The organism is Streptomyces sp. GMY02, assembly GCF_019056675.1.
In the GTDB taxonomy this organism is placed as follows: domain Bacteria; phylum Actinomycetota; class Actinomycetes; order Streptomycetales; family Streptomycetaceae; genus Streptomyces; species Streptomyces odonnellii.
Genome location: NZ_CP077658.1, coordinates 7,308,948 through 7,323,548 on the forward strand (window position 1 = coordinate 7,308,948; position 14,601 = coordinate 7,323,548).

Below are 14,601 nucleotides of genomic sequence, written 5' to 3' on the forward strand. Positions count from 1 at the left end.
GACGGAGGACCGCGCGGTGTCGCCGCCGAGGGGGGCTTCCCGGAGCCTCAGCCGTCCAGCCGCTTCACCCACCGGCTCCACTGCCCTTGAGGGGTGTAGCCCGCGGCCCGCCAGGCGTGGTGCGCCCGCTCGTTGCGGTCCAGCACCATCGCGTCGCCGCGTCGCCCGCCCAGCCGTACGAATCGCTCCTCCGCCGCCGCGATCAGCGCCCGGCCGATCCCGAGGCGCCGCTGGTCCGGGTGGACGGCGAGCCGGTAGAGATGACAGCGCCAGCCGTCGAACCCCGCGATCACCGTTCCGACGACCGCCCCGCCGCGCTCCGCCAGCATCAGCGCTCCCGGATCGCGTGCCACGAGTCTCTCGGTCCCGTCGCGGTCGTCCGTGATGCTGGTGCCCTCGGCGGCGGTCTTCCAGAAGGCGAGGACCGCGTCGAGATCCGCCGGTGCGGCGGCCCGTATCCGTAGATCGTCCATGCGGGCATCCCACCACCGTCCGGGGCGCGCGGGCGAACGGTTTCCGGGGCGGGCACCCGCGCTTGTGCCGGGGCCGGTACCCCGCCGTACGCGGCCCTCTTGCCCTACTAGCACTCCTGCGCTAGCTTGGTCGGGTGGCAAAGACTCAGCTCAATGTACGGGTGGAGGACACCACCGCGGAGACCGCGCGGCGGCTGGCCTCCCAGCGCGGGATGAGCGTGAACCGGTATATCGAAGAGCTGGTCAGACAGGACGAGGGCGAGGCCGGGCGTACGTTCGTCGAGTCCGCGGCCGACTTCATGAAGCAGTACGCGTCGGTCTTCACCGAGGAGTTCGGCGCGGGGCGTGAAGGCGCGCGTTGACCCTTCGGATCGAACTTTCGTGGCTCCTCATGGTCGCGGAGCACAACACACCCGGTGACCCCCAGGTCACCGACTGGGGAGCGCTGGTCGCCGCCGTCAGCCGCCACGAGGCCGAGATATTCGGCACCCCCGTCTACGCGGACGCGCCCGCCCGTGCCGCGGCCCTGCTGCAACTGCTGCTCCATGTGCCGGCCCTGGAGCGCTCGAACGCGCTGTTCGCGTCCGCCGTGGCCTACGCCTATCTCGTCGCCAGCGGGCTGAAGGTCAGCACCTCGCCCGAGCAGGTGCGCGATCTCGCGAAGCTGGTCAAGGACGGCACCGCCGATGTGCGTGCCATCGCCGACGAGCTGCGGGCCTGGAGCGTCTGAGCCGAGCCGCGGGCCGGTCGGCCAACGGCCCGCGCTGTCCGTAAGGCGCGCCGCGCCAGGGCTCCCCGCTCCCCGCTCAGAATCCCGCGGCGAACCGCCCCGCGTCCCAGTCGCCGTCCAGCCGGGGCGCCAGCCACCCCGCCGCCCGCGCCCGGAACACACCGGGCTCCAGCACCCCCGCACCCTCCGGCACCGCGCCCAGCAGCGGCGCTCCCGCCACCTCCGGCAGATCCGTCAGGTTGCAGCGCTCCGCGAGCCCGGGGGCGGCGGGCCAGCTCCCGACCACCATTCCCGCGAGCGTCAGGGACCTCGCCCGAAGGGCCTCGGCGGTGAGCGCGGTCATATTGAGCGTGCCGAGCCCGGCGGGGACCACCATCAGCACCGGAGCCCCCAGCAGCCCGGCCGCGTCCGCCAGCGTCCCGCCCGCCTCGTCGAACCGTACGAGCAGCCCGCCCGCGCCCTCGACCAGCACCAGATCGTGCTCGGCGGCCAGCTTCCCGGCCGCCTCCGCCACCTCCTCGGGGCTCACCGGCGCCGCCCCGGCCCGGCGCGCCGCCGTCGCCGGGGCCAGCGGCTCCGGGAACCGCGCCAGCTCGGCCGCCGTCACCGGACCCGCCAGCCGTACCACCTCCGCCGCGTCGCCGTGCCCGTCCGGGCCGACCCCGGTCTGCGCGGGCTTGAGGACGGCGACCGTACGCCCCCGGGCCAGCGCCGCCGCCGCGACCGCCGCGGTGACCACTGTCTTGCCGATCTCCGTGCCGGTCCCGGTCACGATCAGTACGGGCATCGCTCAGCCCTCCCGCGCCGCCGCGGTCACCGCGCGGCAGATCCGTGCGACATCGTCGTCCCCCGTCACATACGGCGGCATCGTGTAGACGAGATCGCGGAACGGCCGCAGCCAGACCCCCTCGCGCACCGCCGCCCGGGTCGCCGCCGCCATGTCCACCTCGTGATCGAGCTGGACGACACCGATCGCGCCGAGCACCCGTACGTCCCGTACGCCCGGCAGGGCCGAGGCCTCCGCGAGCCCGTCGCGCAGACCCGTCCCGATCCGTTTGACCTCCTGCTCCCAGTCCTGGCCGAGCAGCAGCTCGACCGAGGCGAGGGCGACGGCGGCGGCCAGCGGATTGCCCATGAAGGTCGGCCCGTGCGCCAGTACGGGCACCTCGCCCCGCGAGATGCCGTCGGCCACCCGCGCGGTGCACAGCGTCGCCGCCATGGTGAGATAACCGCCGGTCAGCGCCTTGCCCAGACACATCACATCGGGGGAGACGGCCGCTTGATCCGCCGCGAAGAGCGTGCCCGTACGCCCGAAACCGGTCGCGATCTCGTCGAAGACCAGCAGCACCCCGTGCGTGTCGCAGGCCTCCCGGAGCACCCGCAGATAGCGCGGGGAGTGGAAACGCATGCCGCCCGCGCCCTGGACCACCGGCTCGACGACGACCGCCGCCAGTTCATCCGCGTGCCGGGCGATCAGCGCGCGCAGTCCGTCCGCGTAACCCTCCTCGTACTCGGCCGGCGGCGCCTCCGCGAAGATCTGCCGCGGCAGCACCCCCGACCACAGCCCGTGCATACCGCCCTCGGGGTCGCACACCGACATGGGATGCCAGGTGTCGCCGTGGTAGCCGCCCCGCCAGGTCAGCAGCCGCTGCTTCTCCGGGCGCCCCAGCGAGCGCCAGTACTGGAGGCACATCTTCACCGCGACCTCGACCGCCACCGAGCCCGAGTCGGCCAGGAACACATGGCGCAGCGGCTCGGGAGTGATGTCGACCAGCAAGGAGGCGAGCCGTACGGCGGGCTCATGGGTGAGCCCGCCGAACATCACATGGCTCATACGGTCGAGCTGTCCGCGCGCCGCCGCGTTGAGTTCCGGGTGGTTGTAGCCGTGGACCGCCGACCACCAGGAGGCCATGCCGTCGACCAACTCGTGCTGTCCGTGGGCGGGTTGGGCGAGCCGCAGCCGTACCCCCGACGCGGACTCCACGACCAGCGGTTCCGCGCGCCCCGGCATGGGGCCGTACGGATGCCAGACATGGGCCCGGTCCAGGGCCAGCAGATCGGCGGTGGACAGGTCAGGCATTGGGCGCCAGATCCGTCCCGGCACCCCTGCGGCGTACGGCGACCAGGTCCGTACGCGAGGCGGACGCCGGGTCCGCACCGGACGCCGTGCCCGCCGCGACCGTACGGCCCTCCGAGACGGGCGTGTCCTCCGCGGCCGGCACGGACTCGCCGCACGGGCCGCACCCGCCGCCCGCCCGGTGCTCCGGCAGCGTCGTGGTGTCAGCGCCCTCCACCTCGAAGCCCGCGTCCGCGATCATCTCCAGGTCCGCCCTGCCCTCCTGGCCCTCGCTGGTGAGGTAGTCGCCCAGGAAGATCGAGTTGACCAGATGCAGCGCGAGCGGCTGCATCGAACGCAGATGCACCTCGCGCCCGCCCGCCAGCCTGACCTCCACATCCGGGCAGACGAAGCGCGTCATCGCCAGAATCCGCAGGCACCGCTGCGGCGTGAGGTTCCACTCCTTGGCGAGCGGCGTCCCCTCGAACGGGATCAGGAAGTTGACCGGCACCGAGTCCGGGTCGAGTGCACGCAGCGAGAACACCACGTCGACCAGGTCCGCGTCGCTCTCGCCCATCCCGGCGATCAGCCCGGAGCAGGCCGACAGCCCCGCCGACTGCGCCTGCCGCACGGTGTCCACCCGGTCGGCGTAGGTGTGGGTGGTGGTGATGTCGCCGTACGTCCCCTCGGACGTATTGAGGTTGTGGTTGTACGCGTCGGCCCCCGCCGCGCGCAGCCGCTCCGCCTGACCCTCCGACAGCAGCCCCAGACAGGCGCAGACTTCGACGCCCTCGTTCTGCTCCTTGATCGCCTCGATGGTCTGCGAGACCCGGTCCACGTCACGGTCCGTCGGTCCGCGCCCGCTCGCCACCAGACAGACCCGCTTCGCCCCGCCCGCCACTCCGGCCGCCGCCGCCTTCGACGCCTCGTCGGGCTTCAGCCAGGTGTACTTGAGGATGTCCGCCGTCGAACCGAGCCGCTGCGAGCAGTACGAACAGTCCTCGGGGCAGAGACCGGACTTGAGGTTCACCAGATAGTTGAGCTTCACCCGCCGCCCGAACCACTGCCGCCGCACCTTCCCGGCCGCGGCCACCACTTCGAGCAGTTCGTCGTCGGAGGTCGCCAGTACGGCGAGCGCTTCTTCGCGGGTCGGCAGCTCGCGCCGCAAGCCCTTCTCCACCAGCGTGTTCAGCAGGTCCATGGTGCCGATCCTGGCCTACGCGAGCACCTCGAAGCCAGGGAGGAACCCGACAACACGGCTGGAACGAAGTGTGTGCATGACCACATCCTGACCCGGTCCCCGCGCGGTTAAAGTCTGTGCGCACCCTACAAAAGGACCGTATCCATGGCGCAGGATCCGTTCGACTGGACCGACGACGAGGCGCGCCGCCGCGAGCGGGCGGGTCTCGTCCGTACGCTCAGGCCGCGCCCGGCCGAGTCGGCCCTGCTGGATCTGGCGAGCAACGACTATCTGGGGCTGGCCCGCCATCCCTCGGTGACCGGCGCGGCGGCGGAGGCGGCACGCCGCTGGGGTGCGGGGTCCACCGGCTCCCGGCTGGTCACCGGCAGCACGGAGCTGCACGCCGAACTGGAGCGTGAACTCGCCGCGTTCTGCGGCTTCGAGGCCGCGCTCGTCCTCTCCTCCGGATACGCCGCCAATCTCGCCGCCCTCACCGCGCTCACCGCGCGCGGCTCCCTGCTCGTCTCCGACGCGGGCAACCACGCCTCGATCGTGGACGGCTGCCGGCTCTCGCGCGCCGAGACCGTGGTCGTACCGCACGCGGAGCCCGAAGCCGTGGGCAAGACCCTCGACGCGCACCCCGGGCGGCGCTCACTGGTGGTCAGCGACGCGGTGTTCTCGGTGGACGGCGACGCCGCGCCGCTGGCGGAACTGGCCGCGCTGTGCCGGGACAGGGGAGCCGCGCTGCTCATCGACGACGCGCACGGTCTGGGGGTGCTCGGCGAGGGCGGCCGGGGCTCGGCGCACGCCGCGGGCATCGCGGGCGCGGCGGGAGTGGCCGTCACCCTGACGCTCTCCAAGTCCCTGGGCAGCCAGGGCGGCGCGGTCCTCGGCCCGGCCCGGGTCATCGAGCATCTCGTCAACGCAGCCCGGACGTTCATCTTCGACACCGGGCTCGCGCCGGCGGCCGTGGGCGGCGCGCTCGAGAGTCTGCGGCTGCTGCGCGGGGAGCCCGGCCGGGCGGACCGGGCACGCGAGGTGGCCCGGACGCTGCACCGCAGGCTGACCGGGGCGGGGCTGAGCGCCGCGCCGCCGGACGCGGCGGTCGTATCCGTACGTGCACCGTCCCCGGAGGCTGCCCTGCGGTGGGCCGCCGACTGCCGTGCCGAGGGACTCGCCGTGGGCTGTTTCCGCCCTCCGTCGGTGCCGGACGGGATCTCCAGGATCAGGCTGACCGCGCGCGCCGATCTGACGCGGGAACAGATCGGCGCGGCGGTACGGACGGTCACGGCGACCGCTCCCGAGGGCGCGGCCGACGCCCGGCCGGTCAGTGCGTGAAGGTCTCCTCGCACAGCGCGGAGACAAAGGACGTCCACGCGGCTGCCGAGAACGACAGATGGGGCCGGGTCACGTTCTTGGAGTCCCGTACGGCGAGGACGTCCGCGGCGGTACGGGCGGACTCCACGCAGTTGTTCGCCCCGGTGCTGTGGCTGCTGCGCCGCCAGACGGAGTCCGCGGCCAGGGGTGGCACGGGGGACGGCGGACAGACCGGAGAAGCCGTTGATGGGGTGGGGGATGTGCGGGGGGAGAATGAAGTCTGGACAGGGGGCTGTGCGAGGTGGGCGGACATGATGCTCCCTACACGCCGTCACCGATCCCGGCGATGAGATCCACTGATTCTTCGGGCGGGAGGGCATGCGCCTGCATCGTACGGAACGCGGCGCAGTACGCCTCAAGGTCTTCTTTCCGTTCCAGATAGAGGCTATTCGTCAAATGGTCGAGAACGACCAAATCCAGATCAGCAATATGCGGGAATGAGAAGACAACGAAAGGCCCGGAGAGTCCGACATAGCCGCCCCCGGTGAACGGGAGCACCTGGAGACAGACCTGCGGCAGCGCGGCCAGCTCGGACAGCCGGCGGAGCTGACCCCGCATCACCCCGGGACCGCCCACCTCGCGCCGGAGCACCGCCTCGTCCAGTACGGCATACAGTTCGAGCGGCGCCGCGGAGTGCAGCACCTCCTGCCGGGCGAGCCGTACCTCGACCAGGGAGTCGACCGTCGTGGCGGGCAGACCGTCCAGCGCCGCGCGGGTCACGGCGCGCGCGTAGTCCGGCGTCTGGAGCAGTCCCGGCACCACCGAGGTCTCCAGCGTACGGGCCGAGGAGGCCTGGGACTCCAGGCTGATGAAGTCCCGGTAACGGGGCGGGATCACCCCGCCGTACGCCTTCCACCACCCCGGCCCGCCGCCCGTGATGCCCGCCAACGCGCCCAGCAGTGCCCGCAGTTGAGGATCCGAGATGCCCAGCGCGTCCAGCAGCGCCGCCAGGTCCTCGTCCTTCACCCCGCTGACGCCGGTCTCGATCCGGCTCACCTTCGACTGGTGCCAGCCCAGCAGCCGCGCCGTCTCGCCACTGGTGAGCCCCGCCCGTTGGCGCAGCCTGCGCAATTCCTCCCCGAGCCTGCGCCGGCGTACCGCCGGAATATGCCGCATGATTAATTCCCTTCCCCGAACCGCTTCGGTAAGCGTCTCGTACGCGCCAGGGCGCCGCGGCGGAGAAGTTATCTTTTCGCCGCCCAAATACGGTCTCGCGTCGCAGAGTTCACCACTTTGAGCGACAGATATATGCAGATCTCGGTGGATCGGCGATGCGAACGGCAGGATGAGTGGCACGCTGAGCACAGTCCGAGGCCGTCCGCGCAGTCATCCGTACTGCGCCGGAGTCAGGTCCGGCGGGAAAGGGACGGCGTCGCCATGGCAGACCATCAGGAAGCATCCATCACGCTGCCGAGCGATCCCGCGTCGGTACCGGCGGCCCGAAGATATGTCGCGGACCTGCTGACCGAGTGGGGTCTGCCGGGGGAGGCCGAGACGGCCGACGCCGTGCGGCTGATCGTCTCGGAGCTGGCGACCAACGCCGTGCAGCACACCTTCGGCCAGTCGCCCACCTTCACCGTGGAGATCGTGCTCGACCGGGACGAACAGCTCAGGGTCGGGGTGACGGACAGTCATCCCCGCTGGCCGCAGCGGCTGCCTGCGGCCGTGCAGCAGGACAATGGCCGCGGCATGGTGATCGTCCGCTCGCTGACGGCGGAGGGCGGCGGACAGGTGACGGTCACGCCGACCGCGGAGGGTGGCAAGACGGTCTGGATCGCACTGCCCTGGACGGTGCCGGTCCAGAGCTGATCCGCGTCAGGCTCTTGTACGGCCTTGCGGGTATGGCCTTGCTCGTACGGTCTTCCTGGTGCGGCTTTCTTCGTACGGCTTGGCTGCTTCGTACGGCTTGGGGGACTCCCCGGACCGGCCGGGCGCGCACCGGCCGGTCCGGGCATGTCGTGCCGGTCAGTTCACCCGGCCGTAGAGGGCGTTCCGGGACCAGATGCGTTCGAGCCGTACGAGCGCACCGGTCTTCGGCGAGTGCCAGATCTTCCCGCGTCCGGCGTAGATACCGACGTGGTAGACGTAGCCTCGCGAGTGGAAGAACACCAGGTCGCCCTTGCGCCGGTGGGAGGCCGGGATGTGGCGCGTCTTGTTGTACTGCTGGTGGGCGGTGCGCGGGAGCTTCTTGCCCGCCTTCTTGAACGAGTAGAGCGTCAGGCCCGAGCAGTCGAAGCGATGGGGCCCGGTGGCACCCCACTGATAGGGGGAGCCCGCCTTGGAAGCGGCCACCCGTAGGGCCTTGGCCGCGCGTGTGGCGGCCTGGGCCTCGGACGTGGCGCCGGGCGCCAGTATCGTGCCGCCGACCGCCGCGATGGTGAGGACCGACACGGCACCGGCCCGGGACAACAGAGACGGGACATTTGTCTGCGCATTCATCGCGCAACCCTTCGTCAGCCGCCTGTGAAGGATGACCTGTCGGGTTCGGACAGGCGAAGATGCCCGGCCGCGTCAGCGGCTTCACCCCAAGAGACGGCCTCGTAACGGACTGCGTGGCCGTCCCGTACTGCTCGGGTCCTCCACTCCTGCCGATCCACTCCTGTCGACCAGTCATCCGGAACGGCGGCAGGACTCGGCGTCCGCCCGGACCGCCCCGCCGTGGATGGCGGGGGCTTGTCGTCCCAGGGATCTTGGCCCGTAATCAGATGAATTCCGAGGAGAAACGACGCTATGTGAAGTTCGTCACGCCTGTTCCAAACGGGTGGCGGAGCGGTGTGTCGTTCCGGGGCTCCGGACCCCGATGAGTGCCGTACCTGCAGGCAGCCGGGGTGCGCTTCGCGCGTCCGGCCGCCCTGCGCAACTTGACTCCCCCCGTGTGTCCCGTCGTGTCGTACGTCGTACGGGCCAAGCGTTCCCGTACGGACGCCCTCCATACGGGAACGGACGGGGTGTCATGGCGTGTCGGGGCTCATTCGATGACCTCGGGAGGCAGTGCCACGCGCCCGGCGCGCCGCTGGCCGTCCAGCACCCGCAGCGCGCGGACCAGCGTCGCGCTGTGCAGCTCGGTCTCGCCCCGCATGTGCATCGCCGTCAGGGCGTCCCGCAGGGCCGTGGCCTGCGCGGGCAGCGCCTGTGCCGCCCGCAGCGCGCTGTAGGTGTCCGAGCCGCGTGCCGGGTTGATCCGTCCCAGCAGATCGACGACCTGGAGGAAGCTGTCGACGAAGTCCCCCTCGGCGCGGGTCAGTGCCGGCAGCGGCGGAGGTTCGGGTGGCGGCATCGGCGTGTCACCGCCTGCCGTGCGAACCGAAGGGGTGTCCCGTGGTGAGGGACGTCTTGCGGTTCTGGACCACGTGATCGACCAGACCGTACGCCTTGGCGTCGGCCGCGGTGAAGATCCGGTCCCGCTCGATGTCCTCGGTGATGCGTTCCTCGCTCTGACCGGTGTGCCGGGAGAGCAGCGACGCCAGCACGGCGCGCAGCCGCAGCAGTTCCTCCGCCTGGATCACCAGATCCGACGGCTGCCCCCTGACCGGCTCCTCGATCGCGGGCTGCTGTACGACGACACGCGCGCCCGGCAGCGCCATCCGCTTCCCGGGCGTGCCGGCCGCCAGCAGGAGGGCGGCGGTGGAGGCGGCCTGGCCGAGGCAGGTCGTCTCCACGTCGCAGGTGACGAGCTGCATCGTGTCGTAGATCGCGGACATGGCGCTGAGCGAGCCGCCCGGGGAGTTGATGTAGAGGCTGATGTCCCGGTCGGGCGCGGCGTATTCGAGATGCAGGAACTGCGCGATCACGTCGTTGGCGGCGGTGTCGTCGACGGCGGTGCCGAGGAAGATGATCCGCTCGTCCAGGAGCTTGGAGTACGGATCGAGCGTGCGGAACCCGCCGGAGGTGCGCTCGGTGAACTCGGGCAGGACATAGCGGGCCGAAGGACGGTGCATCGGTTACCTTTCCACAGGACTCTGGTACGTAAAAAATGTACAGGACGTACAGGTCGTTTGATGGGGAGCAGATTCTAGTGATCCACAATCACAGCAGGTCAGACCGTGTTTACGCTGATCGTGAAGCAGGTTTCTCTCACGACCATCCGGTATGTTCAGGCAGCCGCGTCGCCCTCGAAGCCGAGCAGAACCGTGAGGTGATCCGAGGCGGCGCGCAGGTCCTCGGGGCTCGGATGGACATAGACGCGCTTCGTGAACGGCGCGCTCACGTGGCCTTGTCCCTGCCGAGAATCTCGTCCGTGCGGTTCAGGCCGCATGCTGGTACTCGTGGAGGGTGTTGCCGAGGCGGTCGCGTTGGCGTATGTCGAGGTGGGCGATGGCGTCCGGGTCGGTGATCGGCGGAGGCAGGGGGTGCAGCGGGCGCGGGCGTCTGCGATGCCTTGGTGGGGCCGGTGGGAGTTGTAGTGCTGTTCGAACTCGCGCAGGGCGTGGAGCAGGTGGCGCTGGTTCGTACGGCGTCCGTGGTCGAGCTGGCGAGCGAGCTGATCCGCCGTCCGAGCCGGGCGGGGATCGACGACGATGGCCATGCAGGGTCTCGAGCTCCACCGTCCCGAGCACTGCCTGGGCCTGGCCGAGACCGGCCTTAACTGCGCCAAGGGGCAGGTCGACGCCCAGACCGAGGCCCTCTTCCGCGTCGTCCACGCCCACACCCTGGCCAAGAACGGCAGACGCCGCAGGGCTCTCACCGAGGCCGAACACGCCCGCACCCTGCTGACCGCCGCTCCCGGCGACGAGGTGCCGTTCTGGGCGCTGGCCCGGGGCCCGCCCGGCGTATCGGTGTACTCCCGCACAGCCAAGGTCCACGAGCCCCTGGGAGATCACCGGGCCGCCGCCGAGCAGTACGCGCTGGCCGCCGCGGCCCGCCCGGCGGGCACCTATGCGCGAATCGTCGCCCTGGACTTGGTCGCGGGCGCCGAGATGCACCTCAAACGCGGCAGCATCGAGCAGGCGTGCGCCACCTGGCACCGGGGCATGGACCACATGGGCGGTGTCCGCTCGGTCCGTACCCGTAAAGCGGTCTTCCGCATGCGCGGCGACCTCGCACGCCTCCGGCCCCGCGGCCTGCGGTGCGTGGCCGAACTCGACGAACGGGGGCGCGACTTCCTCTGCGGCCTGTGACCTCAGCGGCGCCCGCAGAAGCGGCGGACGATCGGCTCCAGGTAGTCCGCGTGCGGACCGGCCAAAGCGGCCAGTTCGTCCGGCGAACGCACCAGGGCGATGCCGTCGAGCTCAGGTTCACGGCCTTGAGCGCGCTCAGCTGCCGCAGCGACGTCGAAGTCCACGCGCAACGTTGCCTCCGTAAGGGCCGGCGCCAGGTAGGTCAGGCCGACACTGCCGTTCTCACCGCGGGTGACCACCCACAGCTTCAGGTCCTCGGAGGCCGCACTGGTCCCCACCTCCTCGACCAGCTCCCGCACAGCCTGGCCGACCAGCGCCGACTCATCCAGCACCGCTCCGCCCTGGGGAGGCTCCACAAACCCCCCTGGCAGCTGCCAGCGACCCGGGGCGGCCGTAGTGGGCGACATCCTCGCTGTCGATCATGGTCACGGCAGGACAGCGTGGAGACTCGCCGCAGTTCGAGCCAGTGCTGCAGAAGGTTCGCGTGCCCCGACTCGGGCCGGGCAGGCCACGCGTCCGCCCTGATCGCGTACGGTCCGACAGGGCATACGCTTCCCGGAAGAACCGTGCCTACCTGCGCCGCCGCCGGATCCGCTGCACCATCCCGGACAAGGCCGACCAGGCACGCAACCGCCAAAAGCTCGGCTCCCGCGGCGGCCGACCGCCATGCTTCGACCCGGTCGACTACCGCGGGCGCCATGCGGTCGAGTGCGGGATCAACCGACTCAAGAGACACCGCGCTGTCGCCACGCGCTACGAAAAGCTCGCCGTTCGCTACGAGGCGACCGTCCTCGTCGCTGCCATCAACGAGTGGCTATGACCCTCGACCGTCACCCGGTGGGATCCACGTTCCATGCGGCGGGAAGATCGCTCCCGCAGAAGACGCAAACGAAGTCGTCCTCGCGCACGATGTTGTGCTCCTGGCAGTCGGGGCACCGCCGGAACACCACCTCGTGGGTGAAGCCGGAGGGTCGCCGGAGCCCTACCGCGTCCAGAGCGCGGGCCACCTCCGCCCAGGAGGCCACATCCGGGCAATAGCCGGTGGACTGGTTACTGACCTCGCTCACCGTCCACCGGTCTGCCTCGCGTATGAAGCTGATCTCGCCGGCACTCAGAACCACGTCTCCGCCGGCACAGGCCACATGCTCGCTTCGCCGCGGCGCCAGCCGAAGCACACCGTCCACACCGACCACGAAGGTGAACGGCTCGGCCAGTTCCACCGCCGATTGCTCCACGATCCAACCACCGAAGTCAGCCGCCGAACCGATCCGACGACCGCCGTCGCCAGGCCGGACCGCAGCCTTCAGCTCGACCGGCCCGACATATCGATAACTCCGCCCCCGCCCACTCACGTCAGTCAACCTAGAGCACTTCCGACACACGCCCTAGTCCGCCACCTCAGGCCCCCTGCTGACCCGGCCGCCGTGCTGCTTCACCGGGCGCAGCGCGCTGTACACGGCGCCCAGCGCCCCCAGTACGCCGACTGCGATGCCGAGGGGCTCCCTGATCGCGGGGTGCTCGTAGGCGAGGTAGGCGGGGAACGTGCACACGAGCAGCACCACCAGGGCCGCGAGCAGCGCCATGGCGGTCGGGTGCCCGGCCGGGGCCGGGGCGGGCGTCGGCGGCTGCGTCCCCGAGGGCGGCTCGGGGGGCGGGCGGGTCGGTCGGCACGGTCGGAGCAGGCATGGCGTTTCCTCCGGATCGGGCGTGCGGGGGGATCGCACGCGGAGGGGGTCCCCGGGTAGGTCGAGCACCAGGAAGACGTCCCTCTTGACCCCGCACACGGTGCGGGGGCGACCAGCGGGACGCGGTCACGAGGAGTACTAGAAACCAACGGGATCCTGGTACGCACGCGCGGCCCGGACCCGCCCGCTTCCGTGCCCCCCGTACCGCCCTCCGACCCCGGACCCCGACGGCCTTGGGGCGGGCCTGCGGCCGGCTGGTGTTCCGGCTGGCCGCAGGCTGTGGTGGTTCAGGGGCAGGTGGTCAGGATGACGGAGACGACGGTGCAGGTGGCCGACGCGGTGTCGTTGGCCGGGTTCGGGTCCGACGGGGCGGACGCGGTCCGGGTTCCGGTGACCGTGACCTGACCCAGGGACAGCAGGTGCAGCGGGACGCGGAACTGTTTGTCCACGCTGCTGCCGTTGGCGATCGCACCGTAGGTGCAGGTCACGGTGGAGGGGGAGGCGGTGCAGCCGGACGGGAGGTTCGTGGCGGCCGCGCCGGGCGGCAGGGACGCGGTGACGGTCGCCGAGGTGACCGCGTCGGGTCCGGTGTTGCGGGCGGTGAGGGTATAGGTGAGGTACGGCACCAGGATGCCCAGGTGCGGCTGTGCGGAGAGATCGACGTCGACGTCGGCGGCCGGGGCCACGTAGGTGAATTCACCGGCCGGTGTGAGGGAGCTGGTGCCGCCGGGGGTGGTGACCCGCACATCGATCGTGCCCGCCGCGTGCGCGGGGGCGGTGGCGGTGCAGGAGGTCGCCGAGCACGTCACACCGGTGGCAGGCGTCCCGCCGAAGGTGATGGCGGTCGCGCCGTTCAGATCCGTTCCGGTGAGGGTCACGACGGTGCCGCCGGCGGTCGTCCCGCTGTTCGGCGTGACGCCGGTGACCTCGGGCGCCGGAATGGTGTGCAGGGCGAGCTCGTTGGGGCTGCTCAGCCCGCTGGCGGCGGTGGTGACGGTGTTGGTGGCGGTGTCGATGGCGTAGAGGAACCCGGGGACGCTGGAGGTCGCGTTGACCGAGTCGGTCACGTAGACCGTGGTACCGGTGGAATTGACGGCGACGCCCTGGGCGTTGCCGAGGCCGCCGACGAACGCGGTGGCGGTACCGGTGGCGGTGTCGATCACGTGGACGCCACTGTTCAAGGGGCTGGCGCCGTAGAGCGTGTCGCCGTCGGGGCTGAGGGCCACGCTGGTGGTGTTGGCGGCGGGGATGCCCGCGGTGACGGTGTTGGTCGCGGTGTCGACCTTGGTGATTCCCGCGCTGGCGGTGGCGACGTAGACGGCGGTGCCCGACGGGTTGACGACGGCGCCGTAGGGGGCGATCGGCATCGGCACGTTCGCGGTCACCGCGGCGGTGGCGGTGTCGACGACCTCCACGGCGTGCGCGGTGGTGTCGGCGACGTACAGGGCGGTGCCCGCGGCGTTCAGGGCGAGCGCCGTGGGGATGCCCGCGAGCGGGACGGTGGCGCTGACAGTGTTGGTGGCGGTGTCGACGGCCGCGACGGTGTTCGCGAGCGCAGTCGCCGCGTACACGGTGGTGCCCGCGCGGCTGACCACCACATCCTGCGTGTAGCCGGCGACCGGGACCGACGCGGTCACGGTGCCGGTCGCGGTGTCGACGACCGATACGGCCCGGCCGTTGAAGTCGGTGACGTAGGCGGTGGTGCGGCCGGGCTGCGCCGCGTGCGCGGACGGTCCGGTCAGGGCGACCAGGCCCGTCGCGGCGAGCATGGCTGCGGTGGCTGCCGAGGTCCTGCGGCGCCACCGGGCATACAGGGATTTTGGCCGTGTGGTCGATTGCATCGTTGCGGTCCCCTCTCCCCACGGGCCCACGGCCCGAAGGCGGAGCACGAACGGCCCGCGACGACCGCCGGGGCGGTCCCGTACGGTCCCCGGCGACCCCGATGGCAACGGGCCGCCGGGACCGCAAGACCGGGGCAATCCT

At 71.3% G+C, this 14,601-nt stretch carries 18 protein-coding genes, 2 pseudogenes and 1 riboswitch; of the genes and pseudogenes, 6 read left to right on the forward strand and 14 right to left on the reverse strand.

Annotated features, from left to right (window positions below):
- Positions 1-47: 47 nt before the first annotated feature.
- A complete protein-coding gene (locus KQY30_RS31130) occupies positions 48-473 on the reverse strand; it encodes a GNAT family N-acetyltransferase (protein ID WP_217309891.1) in 426 nt (141 codons plus the stop codon).
- A 134-nt stretch (positions 474-607) separates the two neighbouring features.
- Between KQY30_RS31130 and KQY30_RS31135 the strand changes: the two genes are divergently transcribed.
- Together KQY30_RS31135 and KQY30_RS31140 are read left to right on the forward strand one after the other, a co-directional pair.
- Positions 608-835 (forward strand): antitoxin, encoded by a 228-nt coding sequence (locus KQY30_RS31135; RefSeq protein WP_217309892.1) that lies wholly within the window; start codon positions 608-610, stop codon positions 833-835.
- Positions 832-1,203, forward strand: coding sequence for a hypothetical protein (locus KQY30_RS31140; RefSeq protein WP_046508085.1), 372 nt, complete (start codon positions 832-834; stop codon positions 1,201-1,203). Before KQY30_RS31135 ends, KQY30_RS31140 begins: the two co-directional genes overlap by 4 nt.
- Before the next feature lie 76 nt (positions 1,204-1,279).
- Here KQY30_RS31140 and bioD read toward each other — a convergent pair whose 3' ends face one another.
- The 3 genes from bioD to bioB are packed head-to-tail and all read right to left on the reverse strand — an operon-like array spanning position 1,280 to position 4,460.
- On the reverse strand, positions 1,280-1,990 hold the full coding sequence (gene bioD / locus KQY30_RS31145) for a dethiobiotin synthase (RefSeq protein ID WP_217309893.1): 711 nt from the start codon (positions 1,988-1,990) through the stop codon (positions 1,280-1,282).
- 3 nt (positions 1,991-1,993) lie between these two features.
- Complete coding sequence (locus KQY30_RS31150; RefSeq protein WP_217309894.1) at positions 1,994-3,283, reverse strand: adenosylmethionine--8-amino-7-oxononanoate transaminase; 1,290 nt, start codon at positions 3,281-3,283, stop codon at positions 1,994-1,996.
- A complete protein-coding gene (bioB, locus tag KQY30_RS31155; protein WP_217309895.1) occupies positions 3,276-4,460 on the reverse strand; it encodes a biotin synthase BioB in 1,185 nt (394 codons plus the stop codon). Before bioB ends, KQY30_RS31150 begins: the two co-directional genes overlap by 8 nt.
- Before the next feature lie 144 nt (positions 4,461-4,604).
- Here bioB and KQY30_RS31160 point away from each other — a divergent pair, with 144 nt between their 5' ends.
- The gene (locus KQY30_RS31160; protein ID WP_217309896.1) at positions 4,605-5,777 is read left to right on the forward strand and encodes an 8-amino-7-oxononanoate synthase; all 1,173 of its coding nucleotides are present in this window, start codon (positions 4,605-4,607) and stop codon (positions 5,775-5,777) included.
- On the opposite strand, the gene KQY30_RS31165 is transcribed toward KQY30_RS31160, so the two are convergent.
- Together KQY30_RS31165 and KQY30_RS31170 are read right to left on the reverse strand one after the other, a co-directional pair.
- Positions 5,767-5,970, reverse strand: coding sequence for a DUF397 domain-containing protein (locus KQY30_RS31165; RefSeq protein ID WP_254407390.1), 204 nt, complete (start codon positions 5,968-5,970; stop codon positions 5,767-5,769). The two genes, KQY30_RS31160 and KQY30_RS31165, sit on opposite strands and share 11 nt — an antisense overlap.
- Positions 5,971-6,077: 107 nt before the next feature.
- The gene (locus tag KQY30_RS31170) at positions 6,078-6,932 is read right to left on the reverse strand and encodes a helix-turn-helix transcriptional regulator (protein WP_217309898.1); all 855 of its coding nucleotides are present in this window, start codon (positions 6,930-6,932) and stop codon (positions 6,078-6,080) included.
- 261 nt (positions 6,933-7,193) lie between these two features.
- On the opposite strand from KQY30_RS31170, the gene KQY30_RS31175 reads away from it, so the two are divergent.
- Positions 7,194-7,625 (forward strand): ATP-binding protein, encoded by a 432-nt coding sequence (locus KQY30_RS31175; protein WP_046494630.1) that lies wholly within the window; start codon positions 7,194-7,196, stop codon positions 7,623-7,625.
- Positions 7,626-7,781: 156 nt separating this feature from the next.
- Here KQY30_RS31175 and KQY30_RS31180 read toward each other — a convergent pair whose 3' ends face one another.
- From KQY30_RS31180 to KQY30_RS36790, 4 genes and pseudogenes are all read right to left on the reverse strand, one after another.
- Positions 7,782-8,255: a C40 family peptidase gene (locus tag KQY30_RS31180; protein WP_217309899.1), complete on the reverse strand. Its 474-nt coding sequence runs from the start codon at positions 8,253-8,255 to the stop codon at positions 7,782-7,784.
- Positions 8,256-8,259: 4 nt separating this feature from the next.
- Positions 8,260-8,451, reverse strand: a riboswitch (cyclic di-AMP (ydaO/yuaA leader).
- Positions 8,452-8,784: 333 nt separating this feature from the next.
- Complete coding sequence (locus KQY30_RS31185; protein ID WP_217309900.1) at positions 8,785-9,093, reverse strand: hypothetical protein; 309 nt, start codon at positions 9,091-9,093, stop codon at positions 8,785-8,787.
- Positions 9,094-9,100: 7 nt separating this feature from the next.
- Positions 9,101-9,754 carry an ATP-dependent Clp protease proteolytic subunit gene (locus KQY30_RS31190; protein WP_217309901.1) on the reverse strand — a complete coding sequence of 218 codons (654 nt, stop codon included), beginning with the start codon at positions 9,752-9,754 and terminating at the stop codon, positions 9,101-9,103.
- A gap of 306 nt (positions 9,755-10,060) precedes the next feature.
- Positions 10,061-10,263 (reverse strand): annotated as a pseudogene (locus KQY30_RS36790) (hypothetical protein); the annotation flags it as partial.
- A gap of 76 nt (positions 10,264-10,339) precedes the next feature.
- On the opposite strand from KQY30_RS36790, the gene KQY30_RS31195 reads away from it, so the two are divergent.
- Positions 10,340-10,933 (forward strand): hypothetical protein, encoded by a 594-nt coding sequence (locus KQY30_RS31195; RefSeq protein ID WP_217309902.1) that lies wholly within the window; start codon positions 10,340-10,342, stop codon positions 10,931-10,933.
- A gap of 2 nt (positions 10,934-10,935) precedes the next feature.
- Here the strand turns inward: KQY30_RS31195 and KQY30_RS31200 are convergent, their stop codons facing one another.
- Positions 10,936-11,340: an NUDIX hydrolase gene (locus tag KQY30_RS31200; protein ID WP_217309903.1), complete on the reverse strand. Its 405-nt coding sequence runs from the start codon at positions 11,338-11,340 to the stop codon at positions 10,936-10,938.
- 14 nt (positions 11,341-11,354) lie between these two features.
- Here KQY30_RS31200 and KQY30_RS31205 point away from each other — a divergent pair.
- A pseudogene (locus KQY30_RS31205) lies at positions 11,355-11,753 on the forward strand (transposase); the annotation flags it as partial.
- A gap of 10 nt (positions 11,754-11,763) precedes the next feature.
- Here the strand turns inward: KQY30_RS31205 and KQY30_RS31210 are convergent.
- The 3 genes from KQY30_RS31210 to KQY30_RS31220 all read right to left on the reverse strand — a co-directional run bounded on the left by KQY30_RS31210 (position 11,764) and on the right by KQY30_RS31220 (position 14,459).
- Positions 11,764-12,285, reverse strand: a complete 522-nt coding sequence (locus KQY30_RS31210; protein ID WP_217309904.1) for a hypothetical protein — start codon at positions 12,283-12,285, stop codon at positions 11,764-11,766.
- 33 nt (positions 12,286-12,318) lie between these two features.
- Positions 12,319-12,516: a hypothetical protein gene (locus tag KQY30_RS31215; RefSeq protein WP_217309905.1), complete on the reverse strand. Its 198-nt coding sequence runs from the start codon at positions 12,514-12,516 to the stop codon at positions 12,319-12,321.
- 389 nt (positions 12,517-12,905) lie between these two features.
- Positions 12,906-14,459 (reverse strand): IPT/TIG domain-containing protein, encoded by a 1,554-nt coding sequence (locus KQY30_RS31220; RefSeq protein WP_254407392.1) that lies wholly within the window; start codon positions 14,457-14,459, stop codon positions 12,906-12,908.
- Between the last annotated feature and the right edge of the window lie 142 nt (positions 14,460-14,601).